We start from the raw sequence: 19,511 nt of genomic DNA, 5'->3' as shown, positions 1-19,511 counted from the left end.
ACGACAAGAGAGCCTCATGATCCGCTACGAATCAGCAATCGACGTTGACACGATCGATGCCATCGATATGCACGTGCATATCGAGGTCGATGCTCACGGCCACTCGTCGCTTCCAGACGACCTTGCCGAGGCAGCCAGTCACTACTTTTCGACGAACGCGCCGCGGCCCGACCTTGATTCCATCGCGAGCTACTACCGCGGGCGCAAGATGGCCGCCGTCGTCTTCACCGTCGATGCCGAAACGCAGCTCGGCCACTCTGCGATCTCAAGCGCAGAGATCGCCGAGGGCGCCGCACGCAACAACGACGTGCTCATCCCGTTCGGATCGGTCGACCCGCGCACGGGCACGGCCGCAATCGAACGCGCCAGACGCCTCATCGACGAGAACGGTGTGCGCGGGTTCAAGTTCCACCCGACCGTGCAGGGGTTCGACCCGAGTGACGAGCAGCATTACCCCCTCTACGAAGCGATCCAGGATGCCGGGGTTCCCGCGCTCTTCCACACCGGACAGACGGGAATCGGCGCGGGCATGCGAGGCGGGTACGGTTTCCGTCTCGGCCTGTCGAACCCGATGCTGCTCGACGGTGTGGCTGCAGACTTCCCCGATCTGCAGATCATCATGGCCCACCCGTCCGTGCCCTGGCAGGACGAAGCGCTGTCTGTTGCGACGCATAAGCACAACACCTGGATCGACCTGTCGGGCTGGAGCCCGAAGTATTTCCCAGCGGAGCTTGTGCGCTATGCCAGCTCGATCATCAAACGTCGCGTGCTCTTCGGCTCAGACTTCCCCCTCCTCACGCCCGATCGTTGGCTGCGGGACATCGAGAAGACGGCACTCAAGCCCGAGGTGATGCCCGACATTCTCAAGGGCAACGCCGTTCGCCTGCTCGGACTCGGCGGCTGACGCCGATGGCGAAGATCGGTGTGGGTGAAACAATCGGCATCGACCCGTACGCGTTCGCCGCGTCGCACCTCAGCGTGAAGGCACGGGCAGCGCTCTCGGAGCTGCGCACGACACTCGATCGCGACGTTCGCCCCGTGATGGCGGAGGCGTGGGAGTCGGCAACGATGCCCCCCGGCGTTCTGCAGGCCCTCATTCCGCTGAACCTCATGCAGCCAGACGGCGTCGATGACGCTGAGGCGTCGAGCTGCATGTTCTCGGGCTTCCGCAATTATGTGCTCGCTTGCACCGATGTCTCGGTCGCGACGCTGTACAACGCGCAGTCCGGCCTTTTTCGCACGACGCTCCGTCTCGGCGGATCAGCGGCGCAGTGGGCAGATCTCGATCCATGCGTGCGCTCATTCGAGACGGCCGGAACATTCGCGCTGACCGAGCCGGAGCACGGATCGGATATTGCCGGTGGCCTCGCAACGACAGCACGGCGCGCCGGCGCCGACTGGATTCTCGATGGCGAAAAGCGCTGGATCGGCGCTGCTGACACCGCTGATGTCTTCGCCGTCTTCGCCCGCGACAGTGATGACGGGCACGTAAAGGCGTTTCTCGTTCCCCGTGAGGCCAGTGGCATTACGCTGCACACGATGCGCGGCAAGGCGTCGCTGCGCCCGATGCGGAATTCGGTCATCACGCTCGAGCGCGTGCGAGTCTCTGACACTGATCGCTTGCACAATGTGAACTCGTGGCGCGATGTCGCGCGGATTCTGCGAGCGATGCGCTCAGACGTCGCCTGGATCGCCACGGGATTGCAAGCCGGCGCACTCGAGGCCGCCGTGCGCTACGTCACCGAGCGCGAGCAATTCGGACGCCCCATCGGCGGCTTCCAGCTCGTGCAAGAGAAGCTGGCTCGCATGCTCGGCAACCTGACCGCCTCACTCGGCATGGTCGTGCAGCTCTCGGCACACCAGGATGCCGGAGACTTCTCAGACGAAAACTCTGCACTTGCGAAGATGCACACCGCCCGGATGGCGCGTGAGACCGTCGCGCTCGGACGCGAGGTTGCCGGGGGAAACGGAATTCTTCTCGAGCACGACGTCGCGCGGTTCTTCGCCGATGCCGAGGCCGTCTATTCCTACGAAGGCACCCACGACATCAATTCCCTCATCGTCGGACGCGCCCTGACGGGCACGTCCGCATTTCTCTGACACTCAGACCCACAAAGAAGGAGACGATCATGACGACAATCGCCGCATATGGTGACGCCGCAGGGCTCGCCGGAACAGACCTTGGCTACACGGAGTGGCTCGAGGTCACGCAAGACCGGGTGAATCTCTTCGCCGATTCCACCGACGATCACCAGTGGATTCACGTCGACCCCGTCCGCGCACAGGATGGCCCGTTCGGCGGCGCGATCGCCCACGGCTTTCTTTCGCTGTCACTGACCGTCAGGTTCTGGTCTGAGCTGTTCGACCTGACCGACGTCACGACGAAGGTGAATTACGGCCTCGACAAGGTTCGTTTCGTCTCTCCGGTGAAAGTCGGTGCGCGTGTGCGCATGACGGCAGTGATCGCCGAGGTCACCGAGGTGCGCGGCGGCTATCAATTCGCCGTCGACCAGACAATCGAGATCGACGGCGGCGAAAAGCCGGCCGTCGTCGCTCGAGGGCTCTATCGCTTCTACGCCTGATCCGGGCCACTGCATTCACGCTCGCACTCACCGCCGAGCGAGCGTGAATGCGCTGAATCACTCACGGCGGCGAGCACCTCGAAGGAGAGGAACATGCACCACCACGGACTCGGAACCTGGATGGCCAAGCGGCGTCTGAAATCACCAGAGAAAACGGCTCTCATCTATGGTGACGGCGAGCGCCTCACCTACCGTGAGCTTGCCGATCTCGCCGACGCAGCATCGACGATGCTGTCACGCCGGGGCATCCGCAAAGGCGATCCCGTGGCATACCTTGGTGAGAACAGTCCCGAGTTTCTGACGGTGCTCTTCGGAGCGGCGCAGATCGGCGCCGTGTTCGTACCGGTGAACACGCGCCTCGCACCTCCGGAGGTCGCTCATGTGCTCTCTGATTCCGGCGCCCGGATGCTCATTCATGACGCCGATTTCGCCGAGCGCCTTGTGCCGGTGATCGCCGAGACCCAGATCGACCACGTCATTCAGACCGGGGCAGGAGACCACAGCCACCCCGGGCTGGCAGCGGTGCTTGCCCAGATTCAGGTCGACGACGTCAGAATCGTCAACGACGTCGACGACCCGGCAGCGATCATCTACACGTCGGGAACGACGGGGAAGCCGAAGGGCGCCGTGCTCACCCACGACAATCTGACGTGGGTGAGCATGAACTGCATCGTCGACTACGACGTCGTCTCCAGCGATGTCGCACTCATGATCTCGCCTCTCTTCCACGTCGCTTCGCTCGGCATGGGTGCCCTTCCGGTGATCCTCAAAGGGGCGACTCTCGTGCTCGAGAAGGGTTTCGACCCCGGGCGCGCGCTCGCGCAGATCGAGCGCAACGGCATTACGATGCTCTCGGGCGTGCCGACGACCTACCAGCTCATGGCAGACCACCCGAATTGGGCCTCGACCGACATCTCGACGCTCGCAAAGCTCACCTGCGGCGGCTCCGCCGTGCCGACCCGCATCCTCGATGCGTTTGAGCAGCGCGGCCTGTCGTTTTCGCAGGGCTACGGAATGACTGAGACCTCGCCGGGTGCGACGTCGTTGTCGCCGGCAAAGACGCGAGAGAAGCAGGGCAGCGTTGGGCTCCCGCACTTCTTCACCGAGGTGCGGATCGCCGATGCGAGTGGGGCGATCGTGGGCCAAGGAACGGTCGGCGAGATCGAGATTGCCGGCCCGAACGTCTTCTCCGGCTACCACGGTCTGCCCGAGGCGACGGCAGCCGCGTTCTCCACCGATGGCTGGTTCCGCTCCGGAGATCTGGGTTACCTCGATGACGAGGGGTACCTCTATATCGCCGACCGTTTGAAAGACATGATCATCTCGGGCAGCGAGAACATCTATCCGGCAGAGATCGAGAATCACCTGTACAGCATCGACGGAGTCACGGGTGCCGCCGTGATCGGTGTTCCCGACGACAAATGGGGCGAGGTTCCCTTGGCGATCCTCACCGTGCGAAAGGACGCCTCCATCGACACCGCCTCGGTGCGCCGCCACCTCGAGAGCAAACTCGCCCGGTACAAGCTGCCGAAGAACGTGGTGTTCGTCACTGAGCTTCCCCGCACCGCCTCAGGCAAGGTTCGCAAAGCTGACCTGCGGGCGCAGTACGCGACATAGCGGGGCCCGCGGTCATCCGACCGTCGTGTGCTCTCCGACGGGCACCAGCTGAGCAAACTCAGACTCCGCACGGGAGGCGAGTTCTGTGTGGCGCGCTCGATAACAGGCGAGCGACTGCGCCGCAGGCCAATCGGCACCCAGATATTCGACCGGAAGACGCGGATCCGCACGGAGCAGTGCAATCCAGTCGGCCACAAGCATGATCCGTGCCGACACGGCACTCTGGGCACCATCTGTGGCGTTGGCGTGCCCCCACGTCTCGAGGAACAGCTCGTGCTCGGCGCGGATCGCATCGAGATCCCACGCATCTCGCACGGCATCAGCCAAGGGGAAATCGTCGATCTCTCGGGCACGGAAAGCAGCAACGGAACGCGGCGGAAGATCGTCGCGAAGCGGTTCGAGGGTGGCCGCCATGTCCACCTCTCCCGGTGCGATCCACAGTCCATCCCGCAGCGGCGCGAAGCCCTCCCACGTCAGCACCGCACGGAGGCGGTGGCGTACCGTCCGATGCCCCTCGGAGACAGAGAAGGTAACAAGCGTCCACCCCGCCCCTTGTGGCTTGAAGGGAAAGTCTCGATTGACGCGTTGACCACCCTCGCGCAAAATGTCGCGCACTTCATCTGTGAGCGAGAACTCGACCTCTCGGCCCGATCGCTTGCGATCGAGCAGGCCGCGTACGGCCATGCGATCCAACGTTGCTCGCGCGGTCGGCGCCGCGATGCCTGCGCCCTCGAGTATCGGCAAGAGGGCCCCGGCACGAACTCGATCGAGCTCCCTGTCGAGCACGAACTCACCGAGCAACGCGAGAAGAAGCCTCTTAGCTGGTCGCGTGCGCATCACACAACATCCCGTTTGCACCGCATCATCACGCACTTCGTCATAATTGCTGCCTGGTGGCTTCGCCGAGCTTCGCTCGCTGAATCTGCTCATAGACGTGCGTGCGCAGCGCAGTGAATCGCGGCAGGGCCCGAGTGGTGATCTGGTCACGCTCTGGGGCGAGGTCAATCGTGAGATCTTCTTGCACCCACGTCGGCGATTTCGAGAGCACGATCACACGCTCTCCCAGATAGACCGACTCGTCGATGTCGTGCGTCACGAAGAGAATCGACATGCCGCGCTCCTGATGCAGGCCCCGCACAAGGTCTTCGAGATCAGCGCGAGTCTGCGCATCGACGGCGGCGAACGGCTCGTCCATGATGAGCACCTCGGGCTGGTACGCCACAGCTCGCGCGATGGCGACGCGCTGCTGCATGCCACCGGAGAGCTGCCACGGATAGCTCTTGTGCGCGTGCTCTAGTCCGACTGCCGACAATGCGTCGTCAATGAGCTGATCGCGATCGCTGCGTGAGAGGTTGCGATGTTTGAGGGGCAGCTCGACGTTGCCGCGCACCGTCAGCCACGGATAAAGGCTGCGTCCGTACTCCTGGAACACCAGAGCCATATTCGGCGGTGGCCCCGTCACGCGGCTCCCGCCCAACGTGACCGTTCCCTCCGTTGGACTGAGCAAGCCGGCGATGCACTTCAGCAGCGTCGTCTTTCCACATCCAGATGGACCAACGATGCAGACAAGTTCGCCCGCGCCCATTGAGAAGCTGATGTCGCCGATCGCCTCAACGTCGCCGGTGGATGATTCATACACCTTCTTGAGGTGCTCGACGGCAAGCAGTGTGTCAGGCACTCTCCACCTCCTTGATTCCGTGGTACCACCGTAGAACTCGCCGCTCGACGAATCCGAAGACCGCCGCCAGCAGCACGCCGATCAGCCCGAGAAGCAGAATTCCGCTCCACATCTGGTCGATCAGATAGTTTCTCTGAAAATAGACGATTCGATAGCCAAGTCCAGACGACGACGCGAACATCTCCGAGATCACCATCAGAATCAGCGCGATGGCAATCGCCTGACGCACGCCCGTCATAATGCGAGGACTTGCCGCCGGAAGCACGAGATATCGCACGCGCTGCGCTCTGGTGAGAGAGTACGAGCGCGCCGTCTCGGTCATGACCGAATCCGTTGCACGCACACCATCGATGGTGTTCAGCAGAATCGGCCAGACGGCACCGAGAACGATAACCGTGATCTTCATCGCGTCCGTTGGTCCCAGAAGGATCGCGATGATCGGAATCAGCACAGGGGGCGGGATTGCGCGAAAGAACTCCATCAGGGGCTCGAGAAGCTCTCGCAACCACCGCACGAGCCCGATGAGCGTTCCGGCGATGATTCCCACGACGACGGAGGCGAGGGTGCCGAACACAAGGCGCGTGAAGCTGGGAAGCACGTCTTCGAAGAACGCCGGACCGATCCAGGTCTGCACGAAGGCCCGTCCGATGGTCAGCGGATCGGGGAAGTAGACGGCCGATGCAAATGTGGACCAGATGCCCCAGATCACCAGCAGCACAATCGGCAGACCGAGGCCGTACGCGATATTGCTGCTGAACGTCACCCAAATGCGAGACCTGCGCTTCGGCATGACGATGCGGGATGTATACAGGCTCACAGTACCTCGTCTCCTCGCACCGACTGATGCCAGCTCAGCGAGCGACGTTCGATCACGCGAAATATGAGGTTGACGACGAGGCCCAGAAGCCCCGTCACAACCACCAGCGCATAGACTCTGACCCAATCGCCCGCCGACCTGGCAACGATGATGCTATTGCCGAGCCCGGGGTTGCCGATTGTCATCTCAGCTGTGATGGCGAGGATCAGCGCGACAGTCGCGGCGAGGCGGATTCCCGTCATGAGATACGGGAGCGAGGTCGGAAAGATCAGGTGGAGAAAGCGCGACCAGCGCGACAAACCGAAGCTGCGAGCGGTGTCGCGGGCAACCGCGTCAATGTCTGCGACGCCGTAGAGCACCTGAACGAACACCTGCCAGAAACTGGCGAACACGATAATCACAAGGGCGGCCTGGAGCTGAATGCCGTACACGAGAATCGCCAGTGGAATGAGCGCGACGGACGGGATCGGACGAAGGAATTCGACAGTGGAGTGCGTCGCGCGACGCAGAAACCCCACGAGGCCGATGACCGTGCCGAGCACAGTCGCGAGCACAACGGCGATCATCAGACCGATGCCCCACGCGGTCATCGTGCGACCGACGTTGCGCCAGAACTCAAGATCGCGAAATTCGGTGCCAAGCTGCCCCATGACGTCTGTTGCATAGGGGAAGTACTGCGGATTCATCAGGCCGAGAGCTGGCACTAATTGCCAGATGCCAAGGAATCCGACAATTCCGGCTGCGCCCAACGCGAACTTTCGGAGTCCCCGTCCTGAGCGTCTGGAGCGGCGAGCGCTGGTGCCCGGCGCGGCTTCAACAGTGGACATATGTCCTTCCGGGTGTCATCGAGGGAGGGAAGGAACGGATGCCGCGGCGGTGCGCCGCGGCATCCGCTTCGTTACTGCTGCTGAATCAGTCGTTCGAAGTCGGGCACGGCGTCAAGCACACCGAACTCGACAGCCATATCTGCCAGCTTCTGGAGATTCTCGATGTTGAGCTCCGACGTGAACTTCGGCAGCGTGATGCCAGCCGCAGCCTCTTCGGGAATGCCCATGTTTTCGACGATGGCGGCGCGGACGCCGTCTTCATTGGCATCGGCCCACTCCAGAGCTTCCGTCATCGCTGCAGAGTAGTCAGCAATGAGTTCGGGGTCGGAGTCGATGAGATCCTGCGTCGTGATGCTCGTCAGCAGCGAAAGACCCGGGATTGTGGCCTGGTAGGGAAAGACGACGATGTTTCCTCCAGCGCCCTCAATCTGTGACATGAAGGGGTCTGGCACCCACGCGGCATCGATGTTGCCGGCCTCAAGCTGTGCTTGCGCGTCGGGGAACGCTACCTCGACGAACTCGATGGTTGACGAGTCTCCGCCGTCGTCCTCAACGGTCTTCATAATCGTGAGGTCGCCAGCTGCTCCCAGACTGTTTACTGCGACACGCTTCCCTGCGAGGTCAGCAGGAGACTCGATTCCAGAGTCGCCAAGCGAGACAACGGCATTGACATCGCCACCCTCCGGAAGGCTGTTCGCGTAGTCTCCGATCATCACAACGTCGAGCCCTTGAAGGTCGGCACGGAACGGACCGAACGGCTGCCCGATGGCGATCTCGATGTCACCGCTGAGCAGCGCTGGGATGGCGAGAGCACCACCCTGCGCGGGAACGACCTCGACTTCGAGGTTGTGCTCGGCGAAGATGCCAGCGTCCATCGCTCCCCAGAGGGCACCGGTTTCAGCGATGGGGAGTGCGGCGATGCGGATTGTGCGCATGTCATCCGATGAGGAATCGTCTGCGGGCGCTGTGGCCGAGCTGGCACCGGAGTCGGTACAGCCACTGAATGCGAGAACGGCCGCTGCGCCTAGGGCTACAGCGGTAAGTGCCTTCTTCATTGATAGGCCTCTCTGTGGTGGGTTGGGAAGTCGCACGGAGGTGCCGATCGCCGGCACAGCCCCGTGTTGACACCGTCATCGTCTCCCGTCCCACGTTTTAATGCAAGCCTTTTGTGACGCTCGTCAGAGAACAGTTGAATAACGATTGGTGTTTATATCAATCATTGAGATCGACAATGAATTGACAACGCCCATCGCCCCCCATGAAAGGAAGACATGATCCCGCAGCCCCCACCAACAGCTCTCGACAAGATCTTCACCGCCCGCGTCACCGTGGGGGCGGTCGATGACTATGGGCAGACACGCGCGGGGCACCGCCGGATCGTCTCGATTCTCGGCGGACGCCTGTCGCAGGGAATCGACGCCGAGGTGCTCGCCGGGGGCGCTGACTGGCAGATTGTGCACACCGACGGCACGATCGAGATTGACACGAGATATTCGGCCCGCACCGACAATGGCGAGCTTCTTCACGTTCGCACGCGAGGCATGCGCACGGGATCGCCAGGCGTTCTCGAGGCACTCCTCGCCGGTGAGTCGGTGCCAGCGAGTGACTACTATTTTCGCCTCGTCGTCACGATCGAGACGGCGGCCCCGACGCTCGCCTATCTGCAGAATTCACTGCTGGTCGGCGCGGCTGCGCGCGGCGCCGACGACGTCGTCTACGACGCGTATCGCGTGCGCTGAGCTCGCTTCGCGAGAAGTTGCCTCTAGACATTCACTATCTCCATAGGTATTGTCGCAGGACGAGCGCAGTGCAGCGCTCGCGCTGAATGCGAAGGGACCTCGATCGGTGTCACACTCGAAGCCAGCACGTAATCCAGATGCTGCTCTCACGCTCGTGAATGGTTTTTCCCTGGAGATGACGGGAAAAGATGTTCCCGGCTTGGAAGAAGCCCGGAATGCCATCCCCGCGGGAACGAAGATCAATGTCACGTTCCTCGGAAATGAAGACCTGGAGATGCGCATATCTGCGGCCAAAGCGGTGCGCGAGATGGGGTTCATACCTGTACCGCACATCTCAGCACGTCGCCTCTCGTCCCAGAGCCAGCTCGAGGACTTTCTCGGCCGCCTTCACGACGTCGGCGCTTCTGAGCACGTCTTCGCCGTCGGAGGCGATCCTGCCGAACCAGAAGGGCCCTACCCCGATTCGCTGTCGGTGATCCGCAGCGGGCTGCTGTCGCAATACGGGGTGCGCGAGGTATCGATCGCGGGGTACCCGGAAGGACACCCCGACATCGACGACGACGTGCTGTGGCGGCACCTCGACGACAAATCCGCCGCGCTGAAAGAGCAGGGTCTGCAGGCAGTGATCCTCACGCAGTTCGGGTTCGATACCGAACCTGTGATGACGTGGATCAAGAACGTCCGCGCCCGAGGCATCGATACGCAGATCCGCGTCGGAACACCCGGGCCCGCAGGGGTCAAGCGACTACTCGGGTTCGCACGTCGCTTCGGCATTGGCGCAAATGCAATGATCGTCAAAAAGTACGGCTTCTCCCTGACGAACCTGATGGGAACAGCCGGCCCCGATACCTTCGTCTCCGACCTCGCGAGCCTCCTCTCGCAGGAGCCGACGGCGGGAGAGGTGAGCCTGCACTTCTATACGTTCGGCGGGCTGAAGGCCACCGCAGATTGGGCCAATGAGTACACAACCGATAGGTCGTGAGGAGGCATCCATGTCCCGGCCCAATGACGCGCTCAAGAATCACGCCTGCTTGGTGATGCACGGTCCAGACCAGCCAGGCGTCGTCTCCGCGGTCTCTGCACTGATCACCCGCAATCAGGGAAACATTGTGTCCCTCGATCAGTACTCGGATGACCCACAGGGCGGCGCCTTCTTTCAGCGCGTCGTCTTTCACCGCAGCGATCTCACCGCCGCGTTCACCGACATCGAGGCCGATCTCGACAAGACGCTCACTCCCTACGGAATGACCTGGAAGCTGACAGACCAGTCCATACCGAAACGCATGGCGATTCTCGTATCGACAAGCGATCACTGCCTGCTCGAACTCCTCTGGCGTCACAGACGAGGCGAGCTTCCCGTCACCATCCCCATGGTGATCTCCAACCACACGAACACCGCGAGCGACGTCCGCACCTTCGGCGTTCCGTTCTTTCACGTTCCGTCAACGGGCCCTGACAAGAGCGCGGCCGAAGCCGAAATCGCGGGGCTCCTCGCCGACAATGTCGACGTCGTCGTTCTCGCCCGCTACATGCAGGTGCTCTCCGATGACTTCCTCGAGAAGGTCGACGTTCCCATCATCAACATCCATCACTCGTTTCTCCCCGCCTTCATCGGCGCAGCCCCCTACCGCAAGGCAAAGGAGCGCGGCGTGAAGCTGATCGGCGCCACGAGCCACTACGTCACGAAGGATCTCGACGAGGGCCCGATCATCGAACAGGATGTCGCCCGCGTCGACCACTCGATGTCTGCCGCTGACCTCCAAGCGCGCGGCGCATACGTCGAACGCGCCGTTCTGAGTCGCGCAGTGCAATGGCACGCACAGGACCGAGTGATCAGACAGGGCAACCACACAATCGTTTTCTGACCCACAACCCAGGCGCCGGAACCACCGGCGACTCCCACCTACAGATTGGTTCATCTCATGGCAGCGAAGAATCTTCAGGACGTGCTTGATCAGGCGGGCAACGCCGTCGATCTTCTGCGCAACTCCCAGATCGGCTCATACATCTACCCCGTCGTGCCTGCCGACTTCCAAAACTGGATCAAGGAGCAGAAAGCATGGCGTGATACTGCCGTGCTCTACGACCAGTCGCACCACATGGACAACATCCTGCTGAAGGGCTCCGACGCCATTCGGCTCATCTCCGACACCGCGATCAACTCGGTGGCAAACTTCGCCGTCAACAAGGCGAAGCAGTATGTGCCAACCACCGAAGGCGGCCACGTGATCGGCGACGGCATCCTCTTTCGCGAGGCCGAAGAGGAATACACCTACGTCGGTCGCTCACCCGCAGCCAACTGGCTGATGTTCCACGGTGCGACCGGCGGTTACCCGAACCTCGACATCACGGTCGACCGTCGCTCACCCTCGCGGCCATACGGCCACTCCGTAGAGCGAAAATACTATCGCTTTCAGATTCAGGGACCGAACGCGTGGCAGGTGATCGAGAAGCTCAACGGCGGCCCGCTCGAGCAGCTGAAGTTCTTCAATATGTCGACGATGACGATCGACGGCACGACTGTTCGCACGCTTCGCCACGGCATGGCCGGAGCCCCGGGGCTCGAGATTTGGGGACCGTACGCGGACCACGACCGCATGTGGACGGCGATCGTCGAGGCGGGTGCCGAGTTCGGCCTCGTTCCCGTCGGCTCCCGCGCGTACCCGTCGAACACCCTCGAGTCGGGCTGGATTCCCTCCCCGCTTCCCGCGATCTACACGGGTGAGGCCGAGCGTTCCTACCGCGAGTGGCTTCCGGCCGACGGCTACGAGGCGACAGGAACCCTCGCCGGTTCGTTCGTCTCCGACGACATCGCCGACTACTACCTCTCGCCGTGGGAGCTCGGCTATGGCAACTTCGTCAAGTTCGACCATGACTTCATCGGCCGGGATGCTCTCGAGAAGATCGACCCCTCGACACAGCGCAAGAAGGTCACCCTCGCGTGGGATGGAGACGATCTTGGCAAGATCCTGACGTCGCCGCTGAACGTCGACGGGCCGAACTACAAGTTCTTCGACCTTCCGCTCGCCAACTACGGATCGGCGAACTATGACTCGGTTGTGGATGCAGACGGCACCGTCGTTGGCTTCTCGATGTTCACCGGCTACAGCGCGAATGAGCGGCGCGGGCTCTCGCTTGCAACGGTCGATCACGACGTTCCCGAGGGCACCGAGCTCAGCGTTGTCTGGGGCGAGCCGCACGGCGGCACGAAGAAGGCATCCGTCGAGCCGCACGAGCAGACAAACGTCCGCGCTGTCGTCAGCCCCGTGCCATACTCGACTGTCGCCCGCCAGACCTACCAGGGTGGATGGCGCACCGGATACCAGCAGTAGCGACATTCGCCTCGCGGCATGAGGAGGCTCGGTCGATCCGGCCGAGCCTCCTCGCGCTACCTCATCGAACGGAGCATCCCGTGAGCCTCAGGTATGCATTGCTCGCGATCCTTCGCGTCGGCCCACTTTCGGGTTACGACCTCGCCAAACAGTTCTCGCAATCCGTCGGTCACGTCTGGCACGCGCCTGACTCCCAGATTTACCCTGAGCTGCGCAAGATGGAGACCGAGGGGCTCATTGAGGGCGAGGTGGAAGAGCGCGGGGCCCGACGGACGCGTCGCAATTACCACGTGACCGAGGCCGGCGACCGCGCATTCCTCGAGTGGATGGCCTCGCCCATGGTCTACCACCGAGTACGCGACCCCGCGCACGTGCGCGCCGCATACCTTGAAGCGACGACACCCGAAGCCGCGCGTTCCTTCCTCGAGAATCACATCGAGCAGTGGCAGGGCGAGTTTGACCAGTGGGAGAGCGAGCTGCGCCGCATCGAAGCCATCACGAGCCCGATGCTCGTACGTCGCCTCGAGGCCACACCGGCAGAAGACAGGGAACGCACCGTCGCATTCAAGTATTTCGCTTACGAGGGTCTCGTCGATCGAGCTCGCAGCGAGATCGCGTGGGCACGGCGAGGTCTGAAACTCATCGACCGCCTTGAGGCATAGCAGCGCTGGTCGCCGTCAGCACTCCGCACGTGCCGCGTAAACCTCGTCGAGTGCACGCCTGGCGACAATCGCGAAAACCTCCTCACACTCGGGAGCCGACCATCGTTCATACGCCAGGTCAAGGGCGAGGGCACCAAACTCCGCGGAAATCCGCGCCGCCAGCCTGGGAACTCCTCGCCGCGTGAGGCCATCAGACATCGCGGCCGTGAGCGAGAGCCCTTTCAACGCTTCACGCTCGCGCAGCTCAGTACTCGCGGCGATGACGGCGCGGCGTCGCGCGGAGAACTCCCGGGTTTCGGGCGTGAACGTCTCCCTCCCCACCGCGTCGAGCGCGGCAGCGATAACGTCGCGCGCCGAGTATCCTGCAGGCATCGCCTCAATTGCGTCTGCCAGCACCGTCGATACGGCATCTCCCCCGAAGAGGACTTCTCGTTTATCGGGAAAGTGCCGAAAGAACGTGCTCTTTGTCAGCGCGGCACGCTCGGCAATCTCGACCACCGTCGTGTTCTCGTATCCGTTCTCAGCGAACAGCTCAACCGCAGCGACGATCAATCGCGCCCGTGCATCGGGCTTCCAGCGGGGCATAGCGGCCATCTTACAAGACTGAGTCTCGTCAATCGAGAATGATGCGACCAAGTCCCATCGGGGTGTATGCTGATGCGACTGAGTCCCATCGTTAAAATTTGGAGGTTGTTATGAGTCGTGCTGTCATCTACAAAGAATTTGGCGGGCCGGACGTCCTCACCGTCACGGACGTCCCCGAACCGCATGCGGGCCCAGGCGAGGTCCGCGTCCGCGTCACAGCGGCAGGCCTCAACCCGATGGACTGGATCATCGCGGCACAGCCCGAGGCGGCAGAAGTGTGGGGCGTCAGCCTCCCGGCCGGCTTCGGCTCGGACTTTGCCGGAGTCGTCGACGAAGTCGGAGAGGGAAGCGAGCAGTTTTCTCGCGGCGACCGGGTCTTCGGTGGAGCAATCGCCAAGTCGGCAGCTGACTACGCCATCATCGAGACCGGTCCCTCTGCACTCTATGAGCTTCACCGTCTTCCCGACGGCATCAGCGATGAGATCGGCGCCGCACTGGCGACGCCCGGGCTGACAGCTGCCGCCACCCTCGACACGATCGGCGTGGGCCCGAGCGACACCGTGCTCGTCGGCGGAGCGGCGGGCGGCGTGGGGGTGCTCACCGTTCAGCTGGCCAGGCTCGCCGGAGCGCGCGTGATCGGCACAGGTTCCGCGAGCACATTCGATTTTCTGCGCTCGATCGGGGCCGAGCCCGTTACCTATGGCCCCGGCCTGGCCGATCGCGTTCGAGCCCTCGCCCCAGAGGGGGTGACGGCGGCAGCCGACCTGTTCGGCGCAGAAACCGTCGAGGCCGCACTTGAGCTCGGAGTACCGAAACAGCGCATCACGTGGATCGCCGCGGGCGTGACCGTTCCTGACGGCATCCGCTGGTCCACCGGCTCCGAGGCGGCCCCGGGTGCGCTCGAGAAGATCATCCGCGCCGTCAGCGCTGGAGACATCATCGTGCCCATCGCCGCCACGTTCTCGCTCGAGCAGGTCCGCGACGCCGTGCAGCTGCAGGCGGGCCGCCACACTCACGGCAAGATCGTCGTCGCTCTCTGAGAATGCTCTCTTCAGGTGCGGCTGCGCGCGATGTACACGGTATTCGACGACACCCCGCCAGTCACGGGGTTGTCGAACTCAACGACGTGCGCAGTCGCATCGGCGAACACGGCGGCCAGCGTGTTCATGAAGTCGTCGTCTGGCGGGTCGTCAGACCACAGGGCAAAGACCCCGCGCGGAGCAAGATGGCTGTCGAGCGCACGCAGCCCGTCTGCTGTATAGAGGTCGGCGTGCGTCGGGTCAAGCTGATGACGTGGCGAGTGGTCGACGTCAAGCAGAATGGCCGAGTAGCCGCTGTCGTCTGCACCGGGCGCGGAGCGCATCAGCGCGAAGAAGTCAGCGTCAACGAGACTCGTGCGCGTGTCGTCGACGAGCGTCGCTGATACGGGCAGCAGCTTGCGCTCGTGCCACCCGATCACCGCGGGCAGCCGGTCGACGACGGTAAGGGTGCGCACGCGCTCGTCACGCAATGCGGTGACGGCGGTGTACCCGAGGCCGAGCCCACCGACCAGCACGGTCAGCTCGTCACCTTCCACGACAGCAAGGCCGAGTCTCGCGAGCTCTTCTTCGGCAACAGTGAAGAGACTCGACATGAGGTACTCCTCGCCAAGCTTGACCTCATAGATCTCCTGCCCCGAGACCGGTTCGGTGCGTCGCCGCAGGGTGAGGTCTCCCATCGGAGTGTGTTGCCAGTCGAGTTCGTCGAACCGAATGCTCACTGCTGCGCTCCCTCTGTCGTTGCTCACCCTACGCGATCAGCGCACTGAAGATTCCAGCTCGCCCAGCGTCTCGAGTGTGACGACCTCGCGCGGCGGAACAACGGCCGGGTGCGTGCCCGCCATCTCTTCGATGACACGCAGCACCTGGCAGCTGTACCCGAACTCGTTGTCGTACCAGACGTACACAACAACGTTCTCGGCGTCAGCGATCGTCGCAAGCCCGTCGACGATTCCGGCACGGTGGGAACCGACGAAGTCCGTCGACACGATCTCTGCCGATTCAATGTAGTCAACCTGCTGACGCAGCTTCGAGTGCAGCGACACGGCGCGCAAGTACGTGTTGAGTTCGTCGCGACCAGCGTGGTTCTTCAGCGTGAGATTGAGAATCGCGAGCGACACATCGGGCGTCGGCACCCGAATGGAGCTTCCCGTGAGCTTACCCGCGAGCTCGGGCAGCGCTTTTGCAACAGCCTTTGCCGCGCCCGTCTCGGTGATCACCATGTTGAGGGCGGCCGACCGTCCACGGCGCTCGCCCTTGTGAAAGTTGTCGATCAGATTCTGGTCGTTGGTGTACGAGTGAACGGTCTCGACGTGTCCCCGAACAATGCCGTAGGCCTCATCGATCGCGGCGAGTACGGGAGTGATGGCGTTCGTTGTGCACGACGCGGCAGAGAGGATGCTGTCGTCCGCCGCGATGTCGTCGTGATTGATGCCGTACACGATGTTCTTCAGGTCGCCCTTGCCGGGAGCCGTGAGCAGAACGCGGGATGCTCCTGTTGCTCGAAGGTGCAGCTCGAGCCCGTCGCGGTCGCGCCACCGCCCGGTGTTGTCGACGACAAGGGCGTCGTCGATGCCGTACTCGGTGTAGTCGATCGTCGCCGGATCGTTTGAGTAGATCACCTGAATGAGCGTGCCGTTGGCGAGGATCGTGTTGTTCTCCTTGTCGACGGTGAGCGTTCCGGCGAACGGCCCGTGCACGGAGTCACGGCGCAGAAGGCTCGCCCGCTTGATGATGTCGTCATCGCTGCCCTTGCGAACGACGATGGCGCGCAGCCTCAGCCCGGAGCCCCCGCCCGAATGAGCGATCAACAATCGAGCAACGAGTCGGCCGATGCGGCCGAAGCCGTACAGCACGACGTCCCTTGGCTCAGCCTTGGTGACGTCTTCGGCGACGATGTCGGCAAGCTCCCGCCGCAGAAAGTCCCGAAGGCTCAGGTCGGCCCCGCGGTCGCGGTGGGCAGCGTGCAGGCGCGCGATGTCGAGAGATGCTGGCCCGGGCTTGAGTGTCGTGAGCGCCTCGAGCACAGCTGTCGAGGCATCCATCGACATCGTCTGGGCTCCGGCCTGCCGTGCGAACTTGTGCGCCTTGATCAGCTCGATCGTCGACAGTCCAATCAGCCGACGGCCATGGATCGACGTGACAACGCCGTGATTGCGATACAGTCCGCCCACGAGCGGAATCAGTCGCTCGGCCTGCTCCTCCCTGGCGATCCAGTGTGTGCGGTGGGCCTCTGCAGTGCTGTTCACGTGCGCTCGCGCTCCTTCTGCCGCTCAGCCTCGTGAGCAGACGGCGTTGTCATGATTTTTGAGCACGCCGAATGGGCGTGGAAAAACGGGCGTGCCGTCAGTTTACCGGCTGCGGAAGGAGTGCCGACGTGGAACTTTCAACGACGCGCCGCTTTCGGCGCAGCAGCCGCATGGCATTGCCGATCACCACAAGAACGGATGCTTCGTGCACCAGCATCCCGATCGCCATCGTCACACCGCCGAAGAGCACGCCGGCCAGCAGCAGCGCCACGGTCAGCAGTGCGATCACAATGTTCTGTCGCATCGTTCTCACGGTGCGCCGCGCGAGCGAAATGGCCTCGGGCAGCTTGCGCAGACTGTCGCCCATGAGCGCGATATCTGCCGTCTCAATGGCAACCGCGGAGCCAGCGGCGCCCATGGCCACACCGATGTCAGCGGTTGCCAGGGCCGGCGCATCGTTCACGCCATCGCCGACCATCGCCACGATGTGCCCGTCCGCCTGCAGCTGCGCAACAACATCCACCTTGTCTTCGGGCAGAAGTCCCGCACGAACAAGATCGACACCGACCGCGTCAGCGACAGCCGAGGCGACAGCGGGCTGATCTCCCGTGAGCATTATCACCGTAGAAACACCGGCGTCATGAAGGCCCGCCACCATCTGCGCGGCATCCTCGCGAATGCGATCGGCAACGGCAATCACCCCGGCGACACGTCCGTCAACGGCAACGAGCATGGGCGTCTTGCCCGCGCGACCGAGCCGATCTGCGGTCAATGCCGCCCGTTCGAGCTCGCCGACGCCCTCACCTGCGAGCAGACTGAGGTTTCCGATTACCAGGCGGCGGCCCTCGACAACCGCGGTGATTCCCTTGCCCACGACGGGGACGACCTCGTGGGGAACGACGATCGGCCCGAGATTCTCCGCCACCGCCGCATCGACGATGGGACGAGCAAGCGGATGCTCCGACCCCGCCTCTGCCCGGGCGGCGAGGCGCAGAAGCTCCGAGCGCTGCACGTGCGAGTCGAGCACGATGACGTCGGTGAGGCGCGGGCGACCTTCGGTGAGCGTGCCCGTCTTATCGAGAGTGACAGCAGAGATCTTTGCCGACGTCTCAAGGTACTCGCCGCCTTTGACAAGCACACCGTCTTTCGCGCCGCGCCCGATGCCGGCGACGATCGACACGGGAATCGAGATGACGAGCGCCCCGGGGCAGCCGATGACAAGAAGTGTCAACGCGAGCACGACATCGCCGGTCAGAATGCCGACGAGAACCGCGAGCACGATGATGGCCGGCGTGTACCAGGCAGAGAATCTGTCCATGAACGCCTGCGTCGCGGCCTTGGCGTCCTGCGCCTCTTCCACCCGGTGGATGATGCGCGCGAGAGTCGTGTCAGAACCGACCCCCGTTGCCCGCACCTGAATGAAGCCGCCTGCCGACACCGTTCCGGCATAGACGGTATCTCCCGCACCCTTTCCGGCGGGGATCGACTCGCCCGTGATCGTCGCCTCGTCTATCGCTCCGGTTCCACCGATGACAACACCATCGACGGGCACCTGGGCGCCGTTCTTCACAAGCACGGTTTCGCCCGGAGCGACCGAGGCGGCCGGCACCTCGACCTGCACGCCGTCGCGAAGGGCGATGGCGACGTCGGGGGCTACCGCCACCAGCTCAGCGAGTGCCGAACGGGTCTTGTTCAACGTCGCCGACTCGAGAGCGTGACCGATTGCAAAGAGAAACGTGACAGCGGCGGCTTCCCAATAGTTGCCGACGATGACTGCACCGATGGCGGCGACCGAAACAAGCAGGTCGATGCCGACAACCTTCACCCCCAGCGCGCGTGCGGCGCTGACGACGATCGGGCTTCCGGCGACGATGGCCGCGCCGATCATCAAACCGTCGGCCACGGGGCCGCCGCCGACAAGTGCGCCCACGATCAGCGACGCGACGATCAGCATCCCCGATGCGGCCGGTCGTGCCCAGCGTCGATTCACCATCGCGCGTACGTTACGCATTTTCCTACTCCTCGTCCGTCGTTCGTCGTCGTCAAAACGGGGCCGGAGCCGCGGTGTACCCAGCGCGCCCGACGGCCGCCACGATGTCGTCCACACTGGCAACGGCTGGGTCATGGTCGACCTCGATGCGTGCGGATGCGAATCGAACGGACACCGCGCTGACTCCCTCGAGGCGGCTGACCTGCTTCTCGATCTTGCCGACGCACGACGGGCATGAGAACCCCTCCGCGCGAAGAACCGTATGCACTGTTGCTGACGTCGAGTTGGTCATGATGATCATCCTTTCTGCGATGAGTGTTCGCCCCGATCGGGGCTTCTGTCTCAAAGTTATGGGTCGGGCAGCAACCGCACCATGACGCACATCAATCAACGGTA

20 protein-coding genes are annotated in these 19,511 nt (G+C 63.1%); 10 read left to right on the top strand and 10 right to left on the bottom strand.

Annotated features, from left to right (window positions below; all coding sequences use genetic code 11):
* Positions 1 to 16: 16 nt before the first annotated feature.
* From HCR84_RS00900 to menE, 4 genes are all read left to right on the top strand, one after another.
* Positions 17 to 904: an amidohydrolase family protein gene (locus HCR84_RS00900; RefSeq protein WP_166982938.1), complete on the top strand. Its 888-nt coding sequence runs from the start codon at positions 17 to 19 to the stop codon at positions 902 to 904.
* Between the two features lie 5 nt (positions 905 to 909).
* Complete coding sequence (locus HCR84_RS00895; protein ID WP_166982940.1) at positions 910 to 2,100, top strand: acyl-CoA dehydrogenase family protein; 1,191 nt, start codon at positions 910 to 912, stop codon at positions 2,098 to 2,100.
* Between the two features lie 29 nt (positions 2,101 to 2,129).
* Positions 2,130 to 2,582 (top strand): MaoC family dehydratase, encoded by a 453-nt coding sequence (locus HCR84_RS00890; RefSeq protein ID WP_166982942.1) that lies wholly within the window; start codon positions 2,130 to 2,132, stop codon positions 2,580 to 2,582.
* Positions 2,583 to 2,675: 93 nt separating this feature from the next.
* Positions 2,676 to 4,199 (top strand): o-succinylbenzoate--CoA ligase, encoded by a 1,524-nt coding sequence (menE, locus tag HCR84_RS00885; RefSeq protein ID WP_166982944.1) that lies wholly within the window; start codon positions 2,676 to 2,678, stop codon positions 4,197 to 4,199.
* A 12-nt stretch (positions 4,200 to 4,211) separates the two neighbouring features.
* On the opposite strand, the gene HCR84_RS00880 is transcribed toward menE, so the two are convergent.
* The 5 genes from HCR84_RS00880 to HCR84_RS00860 all read right to left on the bottom strand — a co-directional run bounded on the left by HCR84_RS00880 (position 4,212) and on the right by HCR84_RS00860 (position 8,456).
* Positions 4,212 to 5,036, bottom strand: a complete 825-nt coding sequence (locus tag HCR84_RS00880; RefSeq protein ID WP_166982946.1) for a PaaX family transcriptional regulator — start codon at positions 5,034 to 5,036, stop codon at positions 4,212 to 4,214.
* A 40-nt stretch (positions 5,037 to 5,076) separates the two neighbouring features.
* Positions 5,077 to 5,877, bottom strand: a complete 801-nt coding sequence (locus HCR84_RS00875) for an ABC transporter ATP-binding protein (protein WP_166982948.1) — start codon at positions 5,875 to 5,877, stop codon at positions 5,077 to 5,079.
* Positions 5,870 to 6,694 carry an ABC transporter permease gene (locus HCR84_RS00870; RefSeq protein WP_166982950.1) on the bottom strand — a complete coding sequence of 275 codons (825 nt, stop codon included), beginning with the start codon at positions 6,692 to 6,694 and terminating at the stop codon, positions 5,870 to 5,872. Before HCR84_RS00870 ends, HCR84_RS00875 begins: the two co-directional genes overlap by 8 nt.
* Positions 6,691 to 7,521: an ABC transporter permease gene (locus HCR84_RS00865; RefSeq protein ID WP_166982952.1), complete on the bottom strand. Its 831-nt coding sequence runs from the start codon at positions 7,519 to 7,521 to the stop codon at positions 6,691 to 6,693. Before HCR84_RS00865 ends, HCR84_RS00870 begins: the two co-directional genes overlap by 4 nt.
* Before the next feature lie 71 nt (positions 7,522 to 7,592).
* Entirely contained in the window at positions 7,593 to 8,456 is an 864-nt protein-coding gene (locus HCR84_RS00860) for an ABC transporter substrate-binding protein (protein ID WP_244972538.1), read from the bottom strand.
* 336 nt (positions 8,457 to 8,792) lie between these two features.
* Between HCR84_RS00860 and HCR84_RS00855 the strand changes: the two genes are divergently transcribed.
* The 5 genes from HCR84_RS00855 to HCR84_RS00835 all read left to right on the top strand — a co-directional run bounded on the left by HCR84_RS00855 (position 8,793) and on the right by HCR84_RS00835 (position 13,254).
* Complete coding sequence (locus HCR84_RS00855) at positions 8,793 to 9,260, top strand: DUF3237 domain-containing protein (RefSeq protein ID WP_166982956.1); 468 nt, start codon at positions 8,793 to 8,795, stop codon at positions 9,258 to 9,260.
* Positions 9,261 to 9,366: 106 nt separating this feature from the next.
* On the top strand, positions 9,367 to 10,242 hold the full coding sequence (locus HCR84_RS00850; RefSeq protein WP_434063547.1) for a methylenetetrahydrofolate reductase: 876 nt from the start codon (positions 9,367 to 9,369) through the stop codon (positions 10,240 to 10,242).
* Positions 10,243 to 10,252: 10 nt separating this feature from the next.
* Complete coding sequence (purU, locus tag HCR84_RS00845) at positions 10,253 to 11,125, top strand: formyltetrahydrofolate deformylase (RefSeq protein WP_166982958.1); 873 nt, start codon at positions 10,253 to 10,255, stop codon at positions 11,123 to 11,125.
* A 57-nt stretch (positions 11,126 to 11,182) separates the two neighbouring features.
* On the top strand, positions 11,183 to 12,592 hold the full coding sequence (ligM, locus tag HCR84_RS00840; RefSeq protein WP_166982960.1) for a vanillate/3-O-methylgallate O-demethylase: 1,410 nt from the start codon (positions 11,183 to 11,185) through the stop codon (positions 12,590 to 12,592).
* Positions 12,593 to 12,672: 80 nt separating this feature from the next.
* Positions 12,673 to 13,254, top strand: a complete 582-nt coding sequence (locus tag HCR84_RS00835; RefSeq protein WP_166982961.1) for a PadR family transcriptional regulator — start codon at positions 12,673 to 12,675, stop codon at positions 13,252 to 13,254.
* Positions 13,255 to 13,269: 15 nt separating this feature from the next.
* Here the strand turns inward: HCR84_RS00835 and HCR84_RS00830 are convergent, their stop codons facing one another.
* Positions 13,270 to 13,839 (bottom strand): TetR/AcrR family transcriptional regulator, encoded by a 570-nt coding sequence (locus HCR84_RS00830; RefSeq protein ID WP_166982962.1) that lies wholly within the window; start codon positions 13,837 to 13,839, stop codon positions 13,270 to 13,272.
* 110 nt (positions 13,840 to 13,949) lie between these two features.
* Here HCR84_RS00830 and HCR84_RS00825 point away from each other — a divergent pair, with 110 nt between their 5' ends.
* The gene (locus HCR84_RS00825; protein WP_166982963.1) at positions 13,950 to 14,879 is read left to right on the top strand and encodes an NADP-dependent oxidoreductase; all 930 of its coding nucleotides are present in this window, start codon (positions 13,950 to 13,952) and stop codon (positions 14,877 to 14,879) included.
* Positions 14,880 to 14,890: 11 nt separating this feature from the next.
* Here the strand turns inward: HCR84_RS00825 and HCR84_RS00820 are convergent, their stop codons facing one another.
* The 4 genes from HCR84_RS00820 to HCR84_RS00805 all read right to left on the bottom strand — a co-directional run bounded on the left by HCR84_RS00820 (position 14,891) and on the right by HCR84_RS00805 (position 19,407).
* Complete coding sequence (locus tag HCR84_RS00820; protein ID WP_195706672.1) at positions 14,891 to 15,598, bottom strand: polyamine aminopropyltransferase; 708 nt, start codon at positions 15,596 to 15,598, stop codon at positions 14,891 to 14,893.
* 36 nt (positions 15,599 to 15,634) lie between these two features.
* Positions 15,635 to 17,125, bottom strand: a complete 1,491-nt coding sequence (locus tag HCR84_RS00815) for a glyceraldehyde-3-phosphate dehydrogenase (RefSeq protein ID WP_166982964.1) — start codon at positions 17,123 to 17,125, stop codon at positions 15,635 to 15,637.
* Between the two features lie 97 nt (positions 17,126 to 17,222).
* Entirely contained in the window at positions 17,223 to 19,136 is a 1,914-nt protein-coding gene (locus tag HCR84_RS00810; protein WP_166982965.1) for a heavy metal translocating P-type ATPase, read from the bottom strand.
* Positions 19,137 to 19,167: 31 nt separating this feature from the next.
* Positions 19,168 to 19,407: a heavy-metal-associated domain-containing protein gene (locus HCR84_RS00805; RefSeq protein WP_166982966.1), complete on the bottom strand. Its 240-nt coding sequence runs from the start codon at positions 19,405 to 19,407 to the stop codon at positions 19,168 to 19,170.
* Positions 19,408 to 19,511: the final 104 nt, after the last annotated feature.

The organism is Paramicrobacterium fandaimingii (assembly GCF_011751745.2).
GTDB lineage: Bacteria > Actinomycetota > Actinomycetes > Actinomycetales > Microbacteriaceae > Paramicrobacterium > Paramicrobacterium fandaimingii.
Note: the sequence above shows the minus strand (reverse complement) of the source record. Positions and strands in the feature narration are given on the sequence as shown.